The sequence below is a fragment of the Aerosakkonema sp. BLCC-F183 genome, from assembly GCF_041929145.1.
Lineage (GTDB): Bacteria > Cyanobacteriota > Cyanobacteriia > Cyanobacteriales > Aerosakkonemataceae > Aerosakkonema.
In genome coordinates this window covers 21321-44406 of record NZ_JBHFNU010000112.1, presented here as the reverse complement: position 1 = coordinate 44406, position 23086 = coordinate 21321, and the positions used below count along the sequence as shown (strand labels likewise).

Here is a 23086-nt window from a genome sequence, read left to right as displayed (position 1 = left end):
TCTGAAATTTGTTGGCGATATTCTTCCAAAAGTTTAACTGTTGTAGTAGTGAGGAGAATCATGTCACAATTAGGAAACCCAAGTAAAAATAATGGAAACGGTGTCACAGGTAAAGAGACAGATATCTCCGATAGCAATTCTAGACAGTTGCCTGCCGCCTCAATCGAAGCATTATTAACAAACTTAAACTTAGATACTCCCAAAACTTCGTTTGCAAACAAAGCAGATCTAATTTGTCTGTCCCATCTCCGATGGGATTTTGTTTATCAACGACCTCAACATCTTTTAAGCCGTTGTGCAAAAGAGCGACGGGTATTTATTATTGAAGAGCCTATTTTTAGTTCTGATTCGTCTTCACGATTGGATATTAGCAGTCGCGAGAGTGGTGTGTGTGTTGTGGTACCGCATCTGCAAGAAGGATTGAGCGAGGATGCGATTGAAACTGCGCTCAAGGAAATGCTCGCTCATTTGTTTGCACAAGCGCAAATCCGCGAGTACATTCTCTGGTATTACACACCGATGGCATTAGGCTTTACGCGCCACTTAAATCCGCTTGCGATTGTCTACGATTGCATGGATGAGCTATCTGCATTTAAAGGAGCAAATCCTATCTTAAAAGTTCGCGAAGATGAACTATTTCGTCGGGCAGACATTGTATTTACAGGGGGGCAAAGTCTGTATGAAGCTAAACGCGATCGACATCCAAACATCTACGCTTTTCCGAGTAGCATTGAGAGAACGCACTTTGCCAAAGCCAGGAATATTACCCAGGAACCAGCCGACCAAATAAATATTCCTCACCCGCGTTTGGGATTCTTCGGCGTCATAGACGAACGCATGGATATCGAACTATTAGACGGTATTGCCCAAGCTTGTCCTGACTGGCATCTGGTAATTCTTGGCCCAGTTGTCAAAATCGATCCCGCAGTTCTACCCCAATATCCCAATATTCATTATCTCGGCGGCAAATCTTATCAAGAATTACCAGCTTATATTGCTGGGTGGGATGTAGCGATGCTGCCTTTTGCTCGCAACGAATCGACTCGTTTTATCAGTCCCACCAAAACCCCTGAATATCTCGCCGCAGGTAAACCAGTTGTGTCTACTTCCATTCGCGATGTGGTGCGCCCATACGGTGACAATGGCTTGGTAGAAATTGCCGATACAGTTGCAGATTTTGTTGATGCAACCCTGCGAGTAATCGATCGAGATCCGCAAGAATCCGGATGGCTCGATCGAGTAGATACATTTTTATCTCAAACTTCTTGGGATTCTACTTGGGAACGCATGATGCAGTTGATAGAAGAAACAATAAGCACTGGGAACGTGACAGAAAATTCAGAAACCGGGTTTCTCCGTCAAGATCTAGTTGATAAACCAAAGATTTTTCATGGAAACCAGGTTTCTTTGCAGAAAGGGACTTACGCACGAAGAAGCCAGAAACCGGGTTTCTCCGTCGAGATCTAGTTGATAAATCAAAGATTTTTCATAGAAACCAGGTTTCTTTGCGGAAAACAATTTGGTCTGAGAGAGCCAATGATAAATAAGTAATCAGTAATTTTTTAATATTACCGATTACCAATTACGAAAAATTCACTTTTCCCTGTTGTGATGCGGCAGTTTATTCCTGACTGACTGAGTGAGGAATCAAACTTCCTGCGCGATTTTGCCAAAAATAGCGAGGTTTTTGAAGATGTTCGATTATTTAATTGTAGGAGCGGGTTTCGCTGGCAGTGTTTTGGCAGAAAGACTTGCCAGTCAGTTAGGAAAAAAAGTTCTGATTGTTGATAAGCGCAACCACATTGGGGGAAACGCTTACGATTGCTACGACGATGCAGGACTTTTGGTACATAAATATGGCCCTCACATTTTTCATACCAACTCACGCGAAGTTTTCGAGTATTTATCAAATTTTACCGAGTGGCGTCCTTACGAACATCGGGTACGTGCGAGTGTAGACGGTCAACTTGTGCCAATGCCAATCAACCTCGACACTATTAATAAGCTTTACGGACTGAATCTTACCTCATTTCAATTAGAGGAATTCTTTGCCTCGGTAGCAGAGAAAAAAGAATACATTCGCACCAGCGAAGATGTGGTTGTCAGCAAAGTAGGAAGAGAACTTTACGAGAAGTTTTTCCGTAACTACACTCGCAAGCAATGGGGTATCGACCCATCGGAACTGGATAAGTCAGTCACAGCTCGCGTACCCACACGCACTAACCGCGACGATCGATATTTTACCGATACTTATCAGGCGATGCCATTGCATGGCTATACTCGGATGTTCGAGAAGATGCTGTCTCATCCGAACATCAAAATCATGCTGAACACTGATTATCGGGAAATTGCGAACGTCATCCCGTATCGCGAGATGATTTATACTGGGCCGATCGATGCTTTTTTCGATTATCGTTATGGTAAATTACCCTACCGTTCCCTAGACTTCAAGCACGAAACGCTCAACAAAGCCGTACATCAACCAGCACCCGTTGTTAACTACCCCAACGAGCATTTATATACCCGCTGTACGGAATTCAAATACCTCACCGGACAGGAACATCCTAAAACTAGCATTGTTTACGAGTTTCCCCAAGCTGAGGGAGATCCTTACTATCCAGTACCCCGTCCTGAAAACAACGAACTTTACAAGAAATACAAAGAATTGGCTGATGGGATACCAGGAGTGCATTTTGTCGGGCGATTGGCAACTTATAAGTATTACAACATGGATCAATGTGTAGCTCAAGCTCTGACAATCTTCAAACAAATCGGCACGAAGCTAGAGGAAAAACCAATCGTTTTGGAGCAATTAGAGCTAGACCGCAGAGACGGCTACATTCAGGATGGCTCTCCAAACAAAATTGTCGATAAAAGTCTAGAGACTAAAGCTGTAACGACAAACGGTAATGGGAAGGTCGTTAATAAGTAACTGTCATTCTTAAGTAAAGGGGTTAGGGAAAGAAACCCGGTCGAGACCGAAAATCGGAAGTTTAACCGCTAAAAATCTACGCATAAGGCGGATTTATAGCGCCAAATCTTTAATTCGTAAGTAAGCGATCGACTGGCGATACGAGATAAAAATATCTGATATCGTGTCCGGTTGCATCGGTAGTAAATGATTGATGCTTTCATATTATCTGTGGGAATCGGGGGTTAAAATTTTACCGCAGATGAGGGCAGATAAACGCAGATGAACGCAGATAAGAGAGCGGTTAAGAACGCATTTTTTTATGCAACCGATGCTACCGGACACGATATGACAATTTCCAACTAACTCCTAACACCTTTTCAAGCGAGTTAATGAGGAGTGCGGAATGGCAAGGGCGGCATTGAATAAGGAATTTTCAGTTGAAAATTCTCAATTAATTCAAAACTCAAAGTTGAAGGCTCAATGCTCAAAGTTGGAGATGTGGGCGGGGGTCGAGTGTACCGTCAATCGGGTGGGGGATGAATATTTCAATCAACTAGAACGCAACGGTCACAAAAGGCGCTTAGATGACCTGGACTTGTTTGCAGAATTGGGAGTGCGTAGTCTTCGCTACCCGGTATTGTGGGAGTTAATCGCGCCTTCGGGGTGGGAAAATGCGGATTGGTCTTGGGCAGATGAACGATTGGGTCGTTTGCAAGCACTGGACATCAGTCCCATTGTTGGCTTGGTTCATCACGGCAGTGGCCCTCGTCATACGAGCTTAGTCGATCGCACTTTTGCCTCCGGACTTGCTGAGTTTGCACGAGCAGTTGCCGAGCGTTACCCTTGGGTAGAGCGCTACACACCGGTCAACGAACCTCTGACGACAGCACGTTTTAGCGGATTGTACGGTCACTGGTATCCTCACGGTCGAGATAATCTCACCTTCGTGCGTGCCTTGTTAACCCAATGCCGCGCTATTATCTTATCGATGCAGGCGATTCGCCGAGTCAATCCCGCCGCACAACTGATCCAAACAGAAGATTTGTGTAAGGTTTTCAGTACGCCGTTGATGGCGTATCAAGCAGAGTTTGAAAATGAGCGTCGCTGGCTGAGTTTCGATTTGCTGTGCGGTCGAGTCAACCGCGACCATCCCATGTGGGAATATTTACGTTGGACTGGTATTCCAGAAGTGGAACTGGAATGGTTTCTGGAAAATGCCTGTCCGCCGGATACGATCGGCATGAACCACTATTTAACGAGCGATCGCTTTCTCGACGAACGCCTAGAATTATATCCCCATTGGACTCATGGCGGAAATGGACGACACCAATATGCAGATGTGGAAGCTGTCAGGGTTTGCGCTGAAGGGATAGCGGGGCCATACACACTGATTAAAGAAACTTGGGAACGCTACAAGTTGCCCATTGCCGTCACTGAGGTACACCACGGTTGTACTCGCGAGGAGCAGTTGCGCTGGGTCAAAGAGGTTTGGGATGCGGCTGTGTGTTTGCGCTCGGAAGGGGTGGACGTGCGTGCCATCACCGCTTGGTCGCTGCTGGGGTCGTATGACTGGGATAGTTTAGTAACTAGGTCTGTCGGTCGTTACGAGTCGGGCGTATTCGATTTGCGATCGCATTGCGGCGACTCAGGAGAAGTGTCGAAACCGCGCCCCACCGCCCTAGCCGTGATGCTGCGCGAGTTGGCGAGATCGGGAACTTACGACCACCCCGTCCTCGATCTGCCAGGATGGTGGCATCGTCCCCATCGGTTGCTTTATCCACCTGTTTTCAGATGCTGTGGAGATGGGGAGAATAGTCAAAAGTCAAAATTTTCCCCTGCACCCCCGCACCCCCGCTCTGTTGTGATTGTGGGAGCTAGGGGAACGCTGGGGCAAGCATTTGCTAGGATTTGCGAGATTCGGGGTATTCCTTATCACCTGCTGTGTCGTCAGCAGATGGATATTGCCGATCCTGTAGCTGTCGATCGAGCTATGACTGAATTGCAGCCTTGGGCGGTCATCAATGCGGCTGGGTACGTTCGCGTGGATGATGCGGAACGGGAAGAGAATGCCTGTCTGCGAGAAAATGCAGAAGGCCCTGCTATTCTGGCTGATGCTTGTGCAAAAAGAGGTGTGGCGCTGCTGACTTTCTCATCGGATCTCGTGTTTGATGGTACTCGTACCGCACCTTATGTGGAAAGCAATGCGGTTGCACCCCTGAATGTGTACGGTCGCAGTAAAGCAGAGGCGGAAGTGCGAGTTCTCAAAGTGCATCCCTCTTCGCTGGTTGTGCGTACCAGTGCGTTTTTTGGGCCTTGGGATGAGTACAATTTTCTCACGGTGGCGCTACGCACCCTGGCATCGGGACAGCCTTTTGTGGCGGCGGCGGATGCGATCGTCTCTCCTACATATGTTCCGGATCTTGTCAATGCCAGTCTCGACTTATTGATTGACGGTGAGTTCGGTTTGTGGCATCTGGCCAACCCAAGTGAGATTTCTTGGGCAGATTTGGCACGCTTAGCTGCTAAACAAGCCGGTTTCGATGTCGCGCAGATTGAAGCTCGACCGATACAAGCGCTCAGTCTGGTGGCACCGCGTCCGACCTATAGCGTTCTTGGCAGCGAACGGGGGGTGTTATTGCCGTCGCTGGAGAATGCGATCGATCGCTATTTCCAGGAAAAGGGTTAGAAAGTCAAAAGTCACTCAGTCAAAAGTCACTCAGTCAAAAGTCACTCAGTCAAAAGTCACTCAGTCAAAATTAAGAATTTCTTCCTGCCCCCCTGCTCCCCTGCTCCCCTGCTCCCCTGCTCCCCTGCCCCCCCTTCCCTAATCCCTAACCCCGACGCCCTCTTTCTAAGCAATTGAAAGCTTAATTGAGGCAGGAGTAAAGATTATTATACTTGGCTGTAAGAATGGCAATTGGATCGGTAATTCGGGTTTAATAGCTTTAAATTCCATATTCATAAGCATTCAATATATTGGGTGTAAATTTCGATAGAATCCAGCCGCTTTCCAGGTCATGATTGTGTTATAACTGACTGGTTTGCAGCGGGTTTTTGTGTTTTTACCGGGTTTTAAGTCGCCAGTAGAGGATTTTAAAGAGGACGCTACAGTAAGCAGACTCAACTATTAGTTAAAACTCAACTTCCCGCAAATCGAAGCAGAGCCAAGTTTTAAAGTTTTCTTAAGAAAAGTTACAACTAAGAGTTAATAGTTTGCTAGTTGTGGGTAGTCTAGATATATAACCTCTGGTAGATGACTGTATGTACTCTTTAGGGAAGTGGCTGGAAAATTGCTATAATGGGCCAAGCAAGAGCGGTAGAAGCTCTGATTTTTATCAAGGCGAAAGAGCTTATCCTCGACCGCAATTGCAGCGATCGCATTGGATTTGTCTCAACGGCTCGTGGAAATTTACATTTGACGATGACGGCAAATATACTCAACCGAGCGATATTTCCGAATGGACATATACCATTCAAGTGCCTTTCGCTCCAGAATCAATTAAAAGCGGCATTGGCGATACAGGTTTTCATCCTAATTGCTGGTATGAATGCGAACTTGACTTAAATGGCGAATTGGGAATGGAAAATTCTACCGATTCCCATTTTCTTAATGCAAAATCTAAAATCGAAAATTTAAAATCGAAAAGGGTGCTACTGCATTTCGGGGCAGTAGATTATCGCGCCCGCGTGTGGGTTAACGGTCAATTAATGGCTGACCACGAAGGCGGACATACCCCATTCAGTATTGATATTACACCTGTATTGAACGAAAACGGGCTGCAACGGGTTACTGTTTGGGCAGAAGATGACCCGCAAGATTTAGCCAAACCTCGCGGTAAACAAGATTGGCAACTGGAAGCTCACAGTATTTGGTATCCGCGTACAAGTGGGATTTGGCAAACAGTTTGGGCAGAAATTGTTCCTTCTACTTATATCGATCGCATTCGCTGGACGCCGCATTTTGAACGGTGGGAAATTGGCTTTGAAGCGTTCGTTTCTGGGGAAAAGCGCGATGGTATCCAAGTAAAGGTGAAACTATCTGTTGGTTGCACTCTCTTGGTCAACGATACTTACGAAGTCATCAATGGAGAAATTCACCGCCGCATTGCTCTTTCCGACCCGGGTATCGATGATTACCGCAACGAATTGCTGTGGAGTCCGGAAAAACCGACTTTAATCAATGCGGAAGTAGAGTTGTGGTCTGACGGCGAATTGGTGGATGAGGTAAAATCTTATACAGCAATGCGGACGGTGGGAACACAGCGCGATCGCTTTATGTTGAACGGACGCCCTTACTACCTGCGCTTAGTTCTAGATCAAGGATATTGGCCGGATACCTTAATGACCGCACCCTCCGATGAAGCATTGCGGCGGGATGTGGAGTTAGTCAAAGCGATGGGTTTCAACGGCGTTCGCAAACATCAGAAAATTGAAGACCCCCGTTTCTTGTATTGGGCAGATGTGCTGGGATTGATGGTTTGGGAAGAAATGCCTTCCGCCTATCGGTTTACGCCGAAAGCAGTAGAACGCCTGACTAAAGAGTGGACTGAGGTAATCGAACGCGATGCTTCCCATCCTTGTATTGTCGTTTGGGTGCCTTTCAACGAATCTTGGGGCGTTCCCGACTTAACCGCAACCGAAGCGCATCGCCATTTGGTACAAGCACTTTACCACTTAACCAAAACCCTAGACCCGACTCGCCCAGTTGTGGGTAACGACGGATGGGAAAGTGCGGCGACGGATATTCTGGCTATTCACGATTACGATAATAAACCGACTCGATTGGCCAAGCGGTATGGGCCAGAAGTTAAGTTATCAGATTTGTTCGATCGCCAACGTCCCGGCGGTCGCGTCCTCACCCTGGATGGCTATCCCCATCAAGGACAACCGATCATGTTAACCGAGTTTGGCGGTATTGCTTATGCGGGAAGGGAGGATCGCAAAGCTTGGGGATACATCCGCATTGAGGATGTCTCGGAACTGCAAATCAGGTATACGGCGCTACTAAATGTAGTTAACAAAGTCGAACTGTTCAGCGGTTTTTGTTATACCCAGTTAACGGATACCTTCCAAGAAGCGAATGGGCTGTTGTATGCTGACCGTACACCGAAATTTCCGCTAGAAGCGATCGCATCTGCGACTCTAGGCAGGGGTGATAACGACGAGGAAGACGCTATGCTCGCAGCAGTGAAAGCTGCATGGGCGCAAAAGAATGTATTCCCAGGAGCTATGGAAACCGGACGGTCGCAAACTGACTCTGTACAGCCGATACCCAATTGCGGAGGGAATTACTCCTCCTAGTCCCAGTAACGAACCTGTCGCCGCTAACCCCCACTTGCGCTGGCATCCCTTGCGGGGCGAGTGGGTGGCTTATGCGAGTCACCGTCAGGGGCGGACTTTTATGCCGCCCCCAGAATATAACCCGTTAGCACCGACAAAAGATCCGCACTTTCCCACCGAACTACCAGAAGGGAAATATGATGTAGCGGTATTCGACAATCGTTTTCCGTCGATGACTGTGACAGCGCACGATGCGCCTGCGAACATTGTCGAAACCGTTCCCGCTAATGGGGCGTGCGAAGTTGTAGTCTTTACTCAAGACCCGCACGCCTCTCTTGCTGCTTTGGAATTGGATCATTTAGAGTTATTGTTGCAAGTGTGGGGCGATCGCACGCGCAAGATCGGCGAAAATCCTCACATTCAATACGTTCTGCCATTTGAAAATAAGGGTGTGGAAGTTGGCGTTACCCTGCACCATCCCCACGGGCAAATTTACGCCTATCCCTTCGTTCCCCCCGTTCCCGCCCGAATGTTGGCACAGCAACAAGCTTACTATCAAAAACATCAGCAGGGATTGTTGCAAAATTTGATTCAAAAGGAAATTGCGGATAAGCAACGGATTATTTATTTAGATGAATACGCCGTTGCATTTGTCCCCGTTTGTGCGCGTTATCCCTACGAAATTTGGCTAGCCCCAATTCAGCCAGTCGCGACATTTCTCGATCTCACAAACGAACAGCGAAAGGCATTAGCGAGAGCATTAAAAACAGTTACTCTTAAATACGATGGCTTGTGGAATCGTCCTTTCCCTTACTTAATGGCTTGGTTCCAAGCACCCACAGACGGAAAACTGCATCCAGAAGCGCATTTACACGCCGAATTTTTCCCACCCTATCGCACAAAAGACCGTTTGAAATATCTCGCCGGCACCGAATTAGCAGCCGGAATGTTTGCTAACGATGCGCTTCCGGAAGAAAAAGCCAAGGAGTTACAGGCAGTTGTTGTAAACTTGGAAATGCCAGTACAGGTATGAAGACATTTCGTAGGTTGGGTTGAGCAATAGCGAAACCCAACAAATCTAAACTTATGTGTTGGGTTTCGTTCCTCAACCCAACCTACAACTTTTTTAAAGAATTTACTATGAATCAACACAACGAAGAAGTCGCCCAGAAACTCGAATTAATCCGAAACACCCTTACCGAAAACGAAGCAATCGGTGTACGTTTGCGCGGTACAGATTGGTTTGCTTGGGCTACCGCCGGAGGTGACAACACCGTATTGCTTACCGCTGAAACCGGAGTTGCAGAAGTTTTGGTGACAGCCGAAAATGCCTGGATATTAACTGATGAAATCGAAGCCCAGCGATTCAAAGATGAAGAAATACCCGCAAATTTCCAGTTTAATATCAACCCTTGGGCAGATGCAGAAGCGCGTGAAAAGTTCGTGCGCGATGCCACAAATGGGGGGAAAGTGTTAAGCGATCGACCTATTCCTCACATTGAAAAACGATTACCCGCATCTCTCCAACAGCACAAACGAGTAATGATGTCAAGCGAATTAGAACGATATCGCGAAGTCGGGCGTTTGGCTAGCGAAGCGATGACAGAAGTACTAAAAGCCGCCCAGCCTACTTGGACAGAATACCAACTCGCGGGAGCGGGTGCAGAAGCATTATGGGCGAGGGGGATACATCCAGCGCTGACTTTAGTTGCTGGCGAAAGGCGTTTACCGCTTTACCGTCATGCTACCGCTTCTGGGGAAAAAATAGGACAGCAAGCGATGTTGGTATTTTGCGCGAGAAGGTATGGTTTATATGCGAATTTAACTCGATTTGTTGTTTTTGGTTCGCTTGCAGATGAACGCGCCGAATTGCATCGCCATGTCCGGGAAATTGAAGCGGAAGCGTTGAATTTATGCAAACCTGGGATATCTCTAAATGCGGTTTACGATGTGTTAGCAAATGCTTATCAAAAGCACGGTTTTCCAAATGCCATTCGCGAACATCACCAGGGAGGAACGACGGGATATTTAGCGCGAGAAATTGTCGCGAATCCCACAACTGTGGATACTTTAGAAAATAACACGGCTGTTGCTTGGAATCCCAGTTTACCGGGAGCGAAAATTGAGGATACTTTTGTCATTATTGAGGATGGAAAGTTGGAAAATTTGACTTTAGATCCGAATTGGCCTACTGTGGAAGTGGAAGGCAGATTGCGACCTGTGCCTTTAAGTCGTTGAAAATTGAGTATTTCTGTGGAAATGTCTCAGAAAAAGATTGAAAAGTTGACTCCAGAGCAAGAAGCTTTGATTCCTGTTTATCGGGATAAATGGAGAAAAATTGCGCTTTCAACTGAGCCTATCGATAGAGAAAAAGCTGCTGAAGCAGTAAAACAAGCTTATAAATTAATTGGCTTACCAGAGCCTAAATTTATTTTTTACGAAAGTCCAAAAGCAGCTTTGAACACGGTCATACAATACTTTGAGGAACAATTAGAAAATAGTTCGATTGAAAAAAATGCCGAGCGACTATATTACCAATTTGTCAGATATCTATATAAACAAATAACGAATCAAATTGAAGAAGAATTAGGAAGGAGTATATGGAGTGAACTAGAAGAACAACTTGAGCAAATACTAGAATTCCAATTCTACAATCCCCTATTCCAGCAAATTCACAATGAACCAAATTTAGAAATTGATTTTATAGAAGCTAACATATGGGAAGTTTGGGGATGTGGTGGAGCATTATATGAATTTGGTATTTCTGTTTTAAATTGCGTTTATGATAAAATGATATGGGAAATCTTTCAGTCAATTTCAAAAAATTGTGGTTGTTTCGTTCCTTGCGACAATACTTGTATAATCTGCGATCGCCCTCGCATTCTCTCCTTCGATAACCAACAACGCCTCCACGCAGAAGGCGCACCCGCCATCCAATTTGCCGACGGATACAGCCTCTACGCCTATCATGGGGTAACATTGCCTAAGAAATATGGCAATATTCCTCCAAATTATTGGCCAGCTTCATGGCTTTTAAAAGAAGAAAATGCCGAATTAAGACGAGTGCTAATTCAGGCAATTGGGTACGAAAAGATTGCTTCTGAATTAGGTGCAACTGAGTTAGATTCGTTTCGAGAATACAGGTTGTTAAAAATTAATACTGATGTTGATATCGAACCTATTTATATGTTAAAGATGATTTGCCCAAGCACGGGACACATTCATGTTTTGCGAGTACCTCCCGATCTAAAGTCAGCGCGGGAGGCAATTCGCTGGGTGAATTGGGGTGTCGATACTGAAGAATTTGGGGTGCAGACATGAAGATTTTTTTTACCGCAGATGAATGCAGATGAACGCAGATGAACGCAGATTAAATCTAGTTTGACTCAAGTATCAGAAAAATATGAAAAATTTCCAAGAAATTTTCGGTAAAGCACCAGAAATAGAAGTTAGCGCACCCGGTCGAGTCAATTTACTCGGCGAACACACGGATTACAATGATGGGTTTGTGCTACCTACTGCTATTCCCCAAAAAACTACGGTGCAGTTGGGTTTCAGTAATGACGATCGACATCATTTTTATTCGGCAGAATTGGACGAAAAAATCAGCGTTGACAACAGCGCTCCTACGCCTTCAGGGTTCGCCAGCTATATTTTTGGTTGTATCCAACTGTTAGAAAAAGAAGGATATAAAATACCGCCGCTGCATCTTTACGTCACTTCTTCCGTACCGATGGGTTCGGGTTTGTCCAGTAGTGCGGCGTTGGAAGTTAGCACGCTGCGGGGAATAAAATTACTGCTGAATCTTCCGCTTGATGATGTTCGCATTGCGGAAATCTCACAGCAGGCAGAAATTCATTATGCGGGTGTCAATTGCGGCATTATGGATCAAATGGCTTCGAGTCTAGCCGATAGCGAACATATGCTATTTTTAGATACGCGCACGCTCGATCGCCAAATTCTTCCTTTCCCCACAGGCGCAGAAATTGTCGTCATCGATAGCGGCGTACCTCGTACTTTAGCAGCAAGCGGTTACAACCAAAGGCGTGCGGAATGCGAAGAAGCGGCGCGACAATTGGGAGTAAAAGCACTCAGAGATATTACCGACCCGCAAGCAGTGGAAGTATTACCCGAACCTTTGCGGCGTCGCGCACGTCACGTCGTCACCGAAGATAACAGAGTTTTGGAAGCAATCCAAGGCGTATCTGCGAAACGTTTTGGCGAATTGATGAATGCTTCTCACGCCAGTCTGCGCGACGACTACGAAGTTTCCGTTCCCGCACTCGATACCTTGGTAGCGATGCTGCAAGAAACTCCTGGTGTATTCGGCGCACGCCTTACTGGTGCTGGTTTTGGGGGTGCTTGCGTCGCTTTGGTGGAAAGTGGAAAGGCTAGTGCGATCGCGCAAAACATCGTCGAAAGCTACAATCAAAAACGTTACACCGGACAGATTTTAGTCCCAGCGTGACTTAATACACAGTTGCAGTCAAAAGTGTAATTTAGAGGAAAGAGCGGGAGAGCGGGGGAGCGGGAGAGTGGGGGAAAGAAAGTTACCCAAACGAGCTGCAACTCGATCTAAGTCGCACAACGCAATTCAAGAGGGTGGTAGATGTTTAGGCGAATTTGGCAGAAAATCGTTCGGTTCTTTCGGCGTTTGTTTGGATGGGGAACTCCCACCCAGCGATATCGAACAGCGTCTGGAAAACGATCGTATCTGTCCTCAGCAGCGGAACAGAGGCAGCTAGAAGCGCCTAAACCTCTCGAAAATGCCGATTACGAATTTTTGTTTATGCAGTTGCTGGAAGGAGTATCGCACGGTTGGCAGCAGCAACGAGTACTCAAATTTGTGGCAGACTTGGAAGGACGCACGACTGAAGAACAATGGGTGACATGGTTGCGCGGTTTCGGTGAAAGATTGTTATTGTCACCCGCAAGCAATCAGGAATTGGCAATCCGGATGCTTCAGTTGGCAGATATTGGTTGTGGCGAATTGGGAGAAGTCGCCGGTGAAATTGGTAGCAATTTGTTGGAACGTTTAGATATCCAACAACCGCTACAGCAAATGCAAATAAATCCCGATCCTGCGTTTCCAGTTGCAGAGAATCCGGTTTCTTTCTTTCCCGTTAATGGAGAGGATGAAACTTGGGATGAAAACCAACCAATTACGATCGATCGCTTATGGCAGCTTTTGCAGGAGGATGCGAATTTAGCAGCGCAAATGGCGGAAATTTTTGATGTTCCGTCAGCCGACCCCCAAGCCATTATTGAGGCGATGATTAATCATGGCAGCGTGGAAGGTCAATCGACTACAGATAATAATGTAGAAGATGCAGATGAAGATGCAAATGCAGATGCAGATGAAGATGCAGAATTTTGGTTTAACCAAGGTCTTCACGAATTGCGATCGAGCGATTTTGCAGGCGCGATTGCCAGTTTCGATCGCGTTGTTGAAATAAAATCCGACAACTACGAAGCTTGGCACAATCGCGGTGAAGCACAAAGGTATTTAGGAAGATATCAAGAGGCGCTAGCTAGTTTCGCTCGCGCTGTGGCAATCAAACCAGATCGTCACGAAACTTGGTACAATAGAGGATTGGCGCTGTTTGAATTAGGAAGATTAGAAGAAGCGATCGCCAGTTTCGATCGCGCTATTGAAATTAAACCTGACCAGTACGAAGTTTGGTACAGCCGAGGCTTTTCCCTGTTTAGCATAGGAAGATATGAAGATGCGATCGCCAGTTACGATCGCGCTATTGTCATCAAACCTGACCTCCACGAAGTTTGGTACAATCGAGCCATCGTCTTGTCCAATTTAGGAAGATTAGAAGAAGCGATCGCCAGTTACGATCGCGCTATTGAAATCAAACACGATTACTACGAAAGCTGGAACAACCGAGGCATTGTTTTGAAGGATTTAGGACGCTATGAGGAAGCGATCGCCAGTTTCGATCGTACCCTTGCCATTAAGCCAGACCTTTATCAAACTTGGATTAACCGAGGTAATGCGGTCGCAACTTCAGTTAACCACGATCCTCTGCTTGCTTCCATGAGTGCGATCGCCAAACAAAACCCATCTTTAAATCAGCGCGGATATGACGGACAAATAGCAAGCTATCAAGAAGCTTTGCAGTATGTTTCCCAAAATAATCAACCAGAAGGTTGGGGAAAATTGCATTTATTTATGGGAATTGCACAATACGATCGAGGTCGTGTCGATTCCAAGCCTCGCGAATATTGGCGCAAAGCCGTCGCCGAATATCAAGAAGCGCTCAAAACGCTTACAGAATCGGCATTTCCTGAATTTCATCTGGAGGTTTTACAAAACCTTTTCAAAGCACTTTTAGGTTTGGGAGAAACAGCAGAAGCCGCAGAATTAAAACGGCGCGGTTCGGATTTGTGGCGTCGCTTGCTCAAAGATCCAAAGCCTTCTGAAACTAATAAAAAACAACGCGCTCTCCAATTTGTACCCTTTCAACAATTAACAGTAGATTTAGCAGTTCAATCCGGTCAATTCGTGCCAGCATTAGAACTGGCAGAAAAACACAAAAACGCTTGCTTAACTTGGCTTTTGGATAACTGGAAAGATGATATTGCATCACCAAATTGGCTTGAGATCCAAAAACTGCTGAATCCCAGAACGGCAATAATTTACTGGCATCTGAGTCCATCCGCACTCACTACTTTTATCCTGAAACACAACGCGCCAGAACCGATCGTTTTGAAAGAAAACCCAGTGGGCGAAGCAACAAACTTTCCCATTCGTGTGGTAGAATTGGAAAACTGGATAAAAGATTGGCAGAAACAATATCAAGAATATCAGCGCGACGCCGAGAAAAAAAATTACACTTGGCGACAAGAGTTAGAGGCAAAGCTAGCTCATCTCGGTAACATTATCGATATTTCAGATGTTATCGAAGAACTCAACGACATCACACAACTAATCCTCATCCCTCACCGCGACTTGTACCGATTTCCGCTGCATTACCTATTTCCAGATAACTTCACCATCACCTATTTACCCAGCGCCCAAATCGGTTTAAACTTACAAAATTCAGACAATCTAGAAATAAATAAGGCATCGCGTCTGCTGAGTGTGGAATCTCTCAATCCTGACGGTTTATCATCGCTGCTTTATGCGGAAATAGAAGCATCTGCGATTACCCAAATGTTCGACAATCCGACGCGCTTTACCGATACCAACGCCACAAAAGAACAGGTAATAGCTGCTTTGTCAAGTCAACAGGATATTTTTCACTTCACCGGTCACGCCAGCGATAATTTCTCGCAGCCGAAACATTCCGCTTTGTTCCTATCCGGACAAGACAAATTCACATTAGAAGAAATTTGTCAACTACCTTTAAGTAGTTATCGCGTTGCGTACCTTTCTGCTTCCGAAACTGCGATCGCTCGTAACCAAACGATCGTCACAGAATATGTCGGACTGGTGAGCGGTCTTGTCAGACAAGGTGTGTCTCATGTAGTCAGTACCTTGTGGACAACACCAGAAGATTCCAGCGCTTTGTTGGCGATCGAATTCTACCGACACCTACAAGCTAACATTCCACCCGCCGAAGCCCTCAAACAAGCCCAACAGTGGTTGCGAACTGTCACTTACGCCGAACTTGCCCAAATGTATAAAAACCTGAGCGCCCAACTGTATGAATACGCGCCAGGAGTTAGCGAATACTTAAGATTTCAAGCGATGTTTTTGGAAGGAAACCCAGATAAAATAAATTCACCCCAACCCCCATACGCCCATCCTTACTATTGGGCTGGTTTTATCATTACGGGCAGATACTAGGGCGTCGGGAAAGTCAAAAGTCAAAAGTCAAAAAGAAAAGGGGAAAAGGAAAATATTAATTCTTCCGCTCCCCTGCCCCCCTGCCCCCCTGCCCCCCTGCCCCCCTGCCCCCCTGCCCCTAACCCCTAACCCCTAACCCCTAACCCCTAAAAAAACAACCAGACACGATATAATGCTTTCTTTGCGTACAATCGAAAAATTATATACAGATGGAGCTTGTAGCGGCAATCCTGGCCCTGGTGGCTGGGGTGTGGTAGTCTACTTCCAGGATGGCTCCGTTTACGAAATGGGCGGCGGTGAAGCCCAAACTACCAACAATCGGATGGAAATGCAAGCAGCCATCCAAGCGCTCAAACTTCTAGCTGCGACGGGACAAAGCCAACCAGTCACTATCTACACCGATAGCGAATACCTCAAGAAGGGAATAACCCAATGGATAAAAGGCTGGAAAAAGAAAGGTTGGAAAACCTCAGAAGGTAAAGCCGTCCTCAACCAAGATTTGTGGGAACATCTCGATACACTTAATTCCAAACAGGTAGACTGGCAGTATGTGCGGGGTCATGCGGGTGATATTGGCAACGAACGATGCGATACGATCGCTCGCGCCTTTGCTAATGGTAGAATTCCCACACTCAAACAGCCAGCCCTATCAGAAGCATTTGGTTCAGAGGCTACAAACGGTTCTGGTTACGAAAAGTTACAATCCAGTGATGTATCCTCTGACCTTCTCGTTACCGACTTGGCTATGACAGAATCCACCACTAATTCCGCTACGGAAACAAATCATAATTTATCCGGAGAAGTTAGAGTTACTCAACTCCGCAATCTCATAGAAACTTTAACCATCGCCGATGACATTGCTACTAAAGGCTACCTGATTACCAGTTCCGAACTAGCAGACTTGATGGATATACACACGAGTGCAGTTACAAGTCGGGGGGATAATTGGGTTTGGCGTAATTGGGTTGTCTCGCGGGTGCGGCGAGAAGGCAATCAAATCCTCTGGCAATTAGAACGAGTGGATTAATTGCAAATTTTAAATTTCAGATGGCAAATTGAAAGGCACACAAGCGAAAAAAAAGGGGCAGCGGTTATACTGCCCAAAAGTCCAAAGTAGATCACGAGAATATGTCCGATCGTTAGCTCGATCGCTTAACTTGACTGTATTGCCGTCCTCGCCACTGAGTAGGTGTCTGGATAGACGAGAGCAAAATTCGTACAAAAGCCAAGGGATCTGCCAGGGGAGAAAGGTAAAAGTAAAAAGGTAAAATATTACCTTTTTCTTTTTTACTTTTACCTTCATAAGAAGGTGCGATCGCCAACAATAACGCAAACCGAATCGCCAGCAGAAATAGATTCAGTCCCAGCAAAAGGAAAGATGGAGAGAAGGAGAGAGGGGGAGAGAACAAGAGATAACAGAGTACGATCGGCAGAGGTAGACCTTGGAGACCAAACAGCAACCAAAGATCTCCCAACTGCTGAGAACTCGAAGCAGCATCTTTGAGGTCGAGACTTCGCCCCCACTCTTTCCAAGTTTGAGCTGCACCCTCATACATCCGCACCTTCAACACCTTCGCACCGTCCAGAAAACCCACCCGATATCCCTGCGAAGCAACATAACGGGCTAAGGTGACATCATCGCAGAAAGAACTGCGGGCGCTGGTGTAACCTCCCACATTCTCCAAAACCGATCGACGGCACAGAAAACACTGACCGTTTGCCATGACCCGTTCTGGCGACTGGTGAGGCGTACCAGCCGGGTCAAAGCGATACAGCAGCGTCATCAGTAGGGCCGGTTGCAGCCACCATTCCCCCGGATACTCCAGCATAAACCGAGGCGAAAGGGAAACTAAATCGTATCCTTCGGCTTGTGCAGTTTTGACCAAACTGGCAACTAAGCCAGGACTGGGCTGGGTATCCGCATCGATACCCAAAACCCATTCGCTTTGCTGGGAAGTGTGCAGAAAACCCGTATGCAATGCCCAAGGACGCCCCACCCAGCCATCAGGTAAGGGGTCATCGTTAATTAAGCGAAATCGCGGGTCTTTTTGCTGGGAAGCTTTCACCAAATCGGGAGTACCGTCCTGGGAATGGCTGTCCACGATCGTAATTTCCCTCACTTCGTAGCCTTGGCGAGTCAAACCAGCCAGACAGGGGCCAATGCGTTTGGCCTCGTTCAGGGTGGGAATAACAACACTGACTGCACCCAGAAGTTCTGGTGTAGCGGTGAGGGGTTCTATGGGAGGACGGCGACTGGGGCCTTTGAGCAAGCGCGAGAGTAAGATAAATACTGCTGGCGCTTGTATAATTAGCAACCCCAGAGAAATTGCACCCCAGATTTCTTCTCTAAACAAGTTTGTCAACCAAAAGCTCACTTGGGAGCGACCCCCGCAGAAGCAACTGAAACTTCAGCTTTCCGGCTGGCTTCGCTGGCAGATAAATTAGCAGCAGCCGTATTCACTGCTAGGTTGAGAGCAGCGCTGTCTGGTGCTGGTTTGGCTGCCCACCAAAGGGTGACGGCAGGAAGGACGCCTACCACCAAACCCAATACAACGGGTATCCAGATACCAGCTGCCAAGCTCATTATCGTTGCGAAGGCAACGTTACCTAAATAAACGGTTAGGGGTAGGTTTAGTTGCGATCGCGTTAACTGTCCAACTGCATCTGATGTTGAGTTGGAGATCTTTTTCCACAAAATACTTGCCACGGTCATGAACACTGCACCCGTTCCAAACCAACCGGCAAAGTTTTGGTAGGGCATCCCGAAGAAGGCACCGGGTTGTTCCCAATGCCAGAAGGGAACCATCGTCTGACTCATGGCGGGGTCAAGCACGAAGTCCCAAGATGTGAGTAGCAGGGCTCCTAATGCAATTGCACCGGCTTGATACAGCCAACTCGATTTGCGATCGGAATTTAAACCCGTTCTCGCGAGTAAGTAGGAAACAAAACCTAAATAAAACCACGAAAGCGGTATCGTCACGGGAACTAAGCCAGCTACCTTATATCCCAAGCCGCTCAAATACCCATAGTGACCGAAGGGAAAACCCGTACTGGTTCCCAGCAATTCGCTACCCAAGGAAATAAACACAGACGGAACCATAAATGCTAGCCAACGCCACAACCCCAGCGTGCGGTAAGCATAAATGGCCACAGCTGCCGCTCCCAAAACGATGTAAACTACACCACCACCAGCCATGCTCCACTGGAAGAAAGTCTGCCCATAAGCCGGTAAACTTACAATTAATTCCGGATTTGGTAAAACTAACAGCAGTCCTGCCAGTCCAAAAGCCATTGACACGATATGACCGATCAGACAGAAGCGCTCGGCCAGAACCAGTTGCTTCATAGAAACTCCTTTAGATAGATTACAATCGCAAGGGCTTCTTAATAGTTTACAAATGTTTAACAAAAGTTAACCTATCCAGTAGTGCTTTTCTGTCATATCCTTTCTGCTAAAGTTTCCTACAAAAGTTATTTCCCTCCTCCCTCTTGTTCTCCTTCCCCCACTCTCCCACTCCCCCACTCCCCCACTCCCCCACTCCCCCTCAAGCAAAAAATCGGGCATAGGAGCCGGACGGAGAGATAAATTAGTTTCAGTCCCCAATCGAGCTAAACCGGCTATTCTGTAAAAAAGTTGCTTGTGAAAAAAATCCCCTGGCTCTCTCTAACCATACTCCTGGTTGCCTACATGACCGTGGGCTGGGTTTTATCGGCTTCTCCCTGGTATATTTTCCTGTTAGCGATCGCTCTGATTTTACTCCTAGCCGAAATTTTAGCCGCTCCGTTTTCCAACGTCAGAAAGGCCCTTGTCTATTCCTTCAGTACCGATACTCGCGGTTTTATTCTCATAATTAGTATTGCTTTTTTCGCAACCGTGCTGGCCATCTGGATTCACATTGTTGCTCATACTCTGGTTTTACTCGCCGCAGGACTCTTGGCTAGGTTGGATATGCTCACGGCTCGTTTTACCGATTGGCAAGCATTTTGGGTTTTATCTTTTGTTTCGCTGGCTGGCTTTGGCCTGGGTTGGGCAGCACATTACCTAAGTGCGATCGGACTCTAAAACAAAGCTCTCTCGCCTTTACCTCAAGATAGACACTCTATAAATCGGCACAAAGTCAGAGACTTCTAATGCTGTATTTGAGGACACTACTAAGTAGATAGCGTTTAACTGTCCTTCTGCCCTACAGCATTAATCGCCGTGGGGCAATTTTGTCTTTTGGGCGTCGGGATTAGGGATTAGGGATTGGGGATTAGGGATTGGGGATTGGGGATTAGGGATTGGGGATTAGGGATTGGGGATTAGGGATTGGGGATTAGGGATTGGGGATTAGGGATTGGGGGTTAGGGGAAGAAAGCTCTAGAATCGAGGAGATCGGGAGTTAAGAATGTTCTGGCTGACCGCTCATTGGTTGCTATAAATGCGATCGGACTTACGCACAACAGAGTCATAAACCCGGTTTGATTGCGTAAGTCCGATGTCCATTACAAAACTAACTACTCGGTTAGCCGCCTGGGACGCAAGCAGGAGTTTTGGCGCTAAGTTACAGGAACCGAAAAATAAAAGGGTAGCGGTAGGGTTGTTCCGGATCGCTCAGGCACTGAAGAATTGCAAAGATTGGCAAAACAAAGTTGACAATTTGCAAAATTCCTAGTAATAGGAATCCGATCAATACAATTGTGAGGACTCCAAAGATGATGCCGTAAATCCAGACGTTGAAGTGAAAATTCAGCGCTTCTTTGGCATTGTCTTTCACAACTGGGTCATCCGATACGAACAATACCGCGATCGGTATCCCAACGGAGACAAACGCGAGGCTAAAAAATATCGAGCCGTGACATAACGCTGATAAAATCTTTCGCTTGTCAGTGTCATACATAGAACCAACTCCTCAGAGCCAGTCAGGTTTATTCTTTCCTTATGAAGCTATCATACCCAACGCACACGCTGGCGGAGGAGATTTCCGTACTGTACGTGGGGGGAGGTAGGACGGTTGGTTAGCTATGCGATCGCATCTGTTTGTATTTTGTTAAATCTTTTTTAAGCTGCGATCCTGTAGAGTAACGATACGGGAAAAATATGGCATATTACCATCGCGCCAATAGCGATCGCAGTAGATTTTAGAAGAGCAAGATCCGCAAGTCAAACAAGTCTAATTTACGAGATTGGCAGGTTACGAATTGGCCAAGAATTCGGAAACATTGATATAGCTTTTTAGAAAACTTGACGTCTGAACTCTATCTGGTACACAAGGCAAACCAATTAGGGTCAGTCAACGCCGATTTCCCGACAATCTGTGCCACGAAACCTGCGGGGAATGTCAAAATGGTCAGATGAAGATTCCCCAACCAAGCTCCATGATGACCACAGAAGTTGAAATTGAACTCCAAGCAGCAGTTGAGCGTCGGCGCAACTTTGCGATTATTTCCCACCCAGATGCGGGTAAAACTACGCTGACGGAAAAGCTCTTGCTGTACGGGGGAGCAATTCACGAAGCAGGTGCGGTAAAAGCGCGAAGGGCGCAGCGGAAGGCAACTTCTGACTGGATGGAGATGGAGCAACAGCGGGGTATCTCCATTACCTCGACAGTATTGCAGTTTGAATACCGCAGTTGTCAGATTAACCTGCTAGACACGCCCGGACACCAAGATTTTAGCGAAGATACCTATCGGACTTTGGCGGCGGCGGATAATGCGGTGATGCTGATCGATGCGGCTAAAGGTTTGGAACCGCAGACCCGCAAGCTGTTTGAAGTTTGTCGGATGCGAAATCTTCCCATCTTCACTTTTATCAACAAACTCGATCGTCCGGGAAGAGAACCTTTGGAATTGCTGGATGAAATCGAGCGGGAATTGGGTTTGCAGACTTATGCTGTCAATTGGCCGATCGGTATGGGCGATCGCTTTAAAGGCGTGTTCGATCGGCAGAAGCGGCAGATTCACCTATTCGAGCGTACCGCCCACGGTAGCCGCGAAGCAAAAGATACGATCGTCGAGCTGGGCGACCCCCGTCTGGAAAAATTATTAGACCGAGACCTCTATTACCAACTCAAAGAAGATTTAGAAGTTTTAGAAGTAGTCGGGCCAGCATTGGATTTGGAGAAAGTCCACAGCGGTAAAATGACGCCCCTGTTTTTCGGTAGCGCTATGACCAACTTCGGGGTAGAACTATTTCTCAATTCCTTTTTGGACTACGCCCTCAAACCCGGTTCTCATAACAGTAGCATTGGCGAAATTCCCCCCACATATCCCGACTTTTCCGGATTCGTGTTCAAGCTGCAAGCTAACATGGACCCGAAACACCGAGATAGAGTCGCTTTCGTGCGCGTTTGTACCGGTAAGTTTGAAAAAGACATGACCGTCAATCACGTCCGAACTGGCAAAACGGTGCGTTTGTCAAGACCCCAGAAACTGTTTGCCCAAGAAAGGGAATCGATCGAAGAAGCGTATCCCGGCGATGTCATTGGTTTGAATAATCCGGGAGTATTTGCGATCGGCGACACTATTTACATCGGTCAAAAGTTAGAGTACGAAGGCATACCCTGCTTTTCACCGGAATTGTTTGCTTATTTGAAAAACCCAAATCCTTCTAAATTTAAGCAATTCCGCAAAGGCGTTTCCGAACTGCGGGAAGAGGGAGCAGTGCAAATCATGTACTCCGCCGATGAGTCCAAGCGCGATCCTATTCTGGCAGCAGTAGGACAGCTGCAATTTGAAGTAGTGCAGTTTCGCTTACTCAACGAATATGGAGTGGAAACTCACTTGGACTTGTTACCCTATACGGTCGCTCGCTGGGTTGCCAGTGGCTGGGAAGCTTTAGAAAAAGTTGGTCGCCTTTTCAACACCGTAACGGTAAAAGATAGTTGGGGACGCCCAGTACTTTTGTTTAAAAATGAATGGAATTTGCAACAAGTACAGGCAGATCGCCCGGAATTACAACTAAATTCTTCGGCTCCAGTAGTTTCCGGTCAGGAACCGGAATCATTATGACCTTGAATAGAAGAACCTAATTTTGTTAAGTTAATTCTCTTTAATTACAAGATTGGGTATCCTCTTTTTCCAGGTAAGTTACAACAGGATTGGGGCAAAAT

15 protein-coding genes are annotated in these 23086 nt (G+C 46.6%); 12 read left to right on the top strand and 3 right to left on the bottom strand.

The features are described 5' to 3' along the window. The first annotated feature begins 60 nt into the window (after window positions 1-60). The 10 genes from ACE1CD_RS32970 to rnhA all read left to right on the top strand — a co-directional run bounded on the left by ACE1CD_RS32970 (window position 61) and on the right by rnhA (window position 17022). Complete coding sequence (locus ACE1CD_RS32970) at window positions 61-1467, top strand: glycosyltransferase family 1 protein (RefSeq protein WP_374799113.1); 1407 nt, start codon at window positions 61-63, stop codon at window positions 1465-1467. 226 nt (window positions 1468-1693) lie between these two features. After that, entirely contained in the window at window positions 1694-2932 is a 1239-nt protein-coding gene (gene glf, locus ACE1CD_RS32965; RefSeq protein ID WP_374827442.1) for a UDP-galactopyranose mutase, read from the top strand. Between the two features lie 385 nt (window positions 2933-3317). Beyond that, a complete protein-coding gene (locus ACE1CD_RS32960; RefSeq protein WP_374827441.1) occupies window positions 3318-5600 on the top strand; it encodes a family 1 glycosylhydrolase in 2283 nt (760 codons plus the stop codon). Between the two features lie 575 nt (window positions 5601-6175). Then, window positions 6176-8215, top strand: a complete 2040-nt coding sequence (locus ACE1CD_RS32955) for a glycoside hydrolase family 2 protein (protein ID WP_374827439.1) — start codon at window positions 6176-6178, stop codon at window positions 8213-8215. Beyond that, complete coding sequence (galT, locus tag ACE1CD_RS32950) at window positions 8127-9227, top strand: galactose-1-phosphate uridylyltransferase (protein WP_374799105.1); 1101 nt, start codon at window positions 8127-8129, stop codon at window positions 9225-9227. The genes ACE1CD_RS32955 and galT overlap by 89 nt, the downstream gene beginning before the upstream one ends. A 107-nt stretch (window positions 9228-9334) precedes the next feature. Continuing rightward, a complete protein-coding gene (locus ACE1CD_RS32945) occupies window positions 9335-10432 on the top strand; it encodes a M24 family metallopeptidase (protein WP_374827438.1) in 1098 nt (365 codons plus the stop codon). A 21-nt stretch (window positions 10433-10453) separates the two neighbouring features. Beyond that, window positions 10454-11515, top strand: a complete 1062-nt coding sequence (locus ACE1CD_RS32940; RefSeq protein WP_374827437.1) for a DUF6745 domain-containing protein — start codon at window positions 10454-10456, stop codon at window positions 11513-11515. Between the two features lie 82 nt (window positions 11516-11597). Next, on the top strand, window positions 11598-12662 hold the full coding sequence (galK, locus tag ACE1CD_RS32935) for a galactokinase (RefSeq protein WP_374827436.1): 1065 nt from the start codon (window positions 11598-11600) through the stop codon (window positions 12660-12662). Window positions 12663-12803: 141 nt separating this feature from the next. After that, complete coding sequence (locus tag ACE1CD_RS32930; RefSeq protein ID WP_374827435.1) at window positions 12804-15995, top strand: CHAT domain-containing tetratricopeptide repeat protein; 3192 nt, start codon at window positions 12804-12806, stop codon at window positions 15993-15995. A 172-nt stretch (window positions 15996-16167) separates the two neighbouring features. Next, the gene (gene rnhA, locus ACE1CD_RS32925; RefSeq protein ID WP_374799095.1) at window positions 16168-17022 is read left to right on the top strand and encodes a ribonuclease HI; all 855 of its coding nucleotides are present in this window, start codon (window positions 16168-16170) and stop codon (window positions 17020-17022) included. Between the two features lie 112 nt (window positions 17023-17134). Here the strand turns inward: rnhA and cruG are convergent, their stop codons facing one another. Both cruG and cruF read right to left on the bottom strand, forming a co-directional pair. Beyond that, on the bottom strand, window positions 17135-18370 hold the full coding sequence (gene cruG / locus ACE1CD_RS32920) for a 2'-O-glycosyltransferase CruG (RefSeq protein ID WP_374799093.1): 1236 nt from the start codon (window positions 18368-18370) through the stop codon (window positions 17135-17137). Further along, complete coding sequence (gene cruF, locus ACE1CD_RS32915) at window positions 18367-19341, bottom strand: gamma-carotene 1'-hydroxylase CruF (protein WP_374827434.1); 975 nt, start codon at window positions 19339-19341, stop codon at window positions 18367-18369. Before cruF ends, cruG begins: the two co-directional genes overlap by 4 nt. 294 nt (window positions 19342-19635) lie before the next feature. Here cruF and ACE1CD_RS32910 point away from each other — a divergent pair, with 294 nt between their 5' ends. Continuing rightward, a complete protein-coding gene (locus tag ACE1CD_RS32910) occupies window positions 19636-20058 on the top strand; it encodes a hypothetical protein (RefSeq protein WP_374799089.1) in 423 nt (140 codons plus the stop codon). Between the two features lie 481 nt (window positions 20059-20539). Here the strand turns inward: ACE1CD_RS32910 and ACE1CD_RS32905 are convergent, their stop codons facing one another. Continuing rightward, window positions 20540-20875, bottom strand: coding sequence for a DUF4870 domain-containing protein (locus ACE1CD_RS32905; RefSeq protein ID WP_374799088.1), 336 nt, complete (start codon window positions 20873-20875; stop codon window positions 20540-20542). Between the two features lie 481 nt (window positions 20876-21356). On the opposite strand from ACE1CD_RS32905, the gene prfC reads away from it, so the two are divergent. Continuing rightward, window positions 21357-22985 (top strand): peptide chain release factor 3, encoded by a 1629-nt coding sequence (prfC, locus tag ACE1CD_RS32900; RefSeq protein WP_374799184.1) that lies wholly within the window; start codon window positions 21357-21359, stop codon window positions 22983-22985. The last annotated feature ends 101 nt before the right edge of the window (window positions 22986-23086 follow it).

Bases quoted from the DNA above. Each gene is read 5' to 3' on its own strand.
- ACE1CD_RS32970 (WP_374799113.1), top strand. From the start codon at position 61: ATGTCACAATTAGGAAACCCAAGTAAAAATAATGGAAACGGTGTCACA.
- glf (WP_374827442.1), top strand. From the start codon at position 1,694: ATGTTCGATTATTTAATTGTAGGAGCGGGTTTCGCTGGCAGTGTTTTG.
- ACE1CD_RS32960 (WP_374827441.1), top strand. From the start codon at position 3,318: ATGGCAAGGGCGGCATTGAATAAGGAATTTTCAGTTGAAAATTCTCAA.
- ACE1CD_RS32955 (WP_374827439.1), top strand. From the start codon at position 6,176: ATGTACTCTTTAGGGAAGTGGCTGGAAAATTGCTATAATGGGCCAAGC.
- galT (WP_374799105.1), top strand. From the start codon at position 8,127: ATGTATTCCCAGGAGCTATGGAAACCGGACGGTCGCAAACTGACTCTG.
- ACE1CD_RS32945 (WP_374827438.1), top strand. From the start codon at position 9,335: ATGAATCAACACAACGAAGAAGTCGCCCAGAAACTCGAATTAATCCGA.
- ACE1CD_RS32940 (WP_374827437.1), top strand. From the start codon at position 10,454: ATGTCTCAGAAAAAGATTGAAAAGTTGACTCCAGAGCAAGAAGCTTTG.
- galK (WP_374827436.1), top strand. From the start codon at position 11,598: ATGAAAAATTTCCAAGAAATTTTCGGTAAAGCACCAGAAATAGAAGTT.
- ACE1CD_RS32930 (WP_374827435.1), top strand. From the start codon at position 12,804: ATGTTTAGGCGAATTTGGCAGAAAATCGTTCGGTTCTTTCGGCGTTTG.
- rnhA (WP_374799095.1), top strand. From the start codon at position 16,168: ATGCTTTCTTTGCGTACAATCGAAAAATTATATACAGATGGAGCTTGT.
- cruF (WP_374827434.1), bottom strand. From the start codon at position 19,341: ATGAAGCAACTGGTTCTGGCCGAGCGCTTCTGTCTGATCGGTCATATC.
- ACE1CD_RS32905 (WP_374799088.1), bottom strand. From the start codon at position 20,875: ATGTATGACACTGACAAGCGAAAGATTTTATCAGCGTTATGTCACGGC.
- prfC (WP_374799184.1), top strand. From the start codon at position 21,357: ATGACCACAGAAGTTGAAATTGAACTCCAAGCAGCAGTTGAGCGTCGG.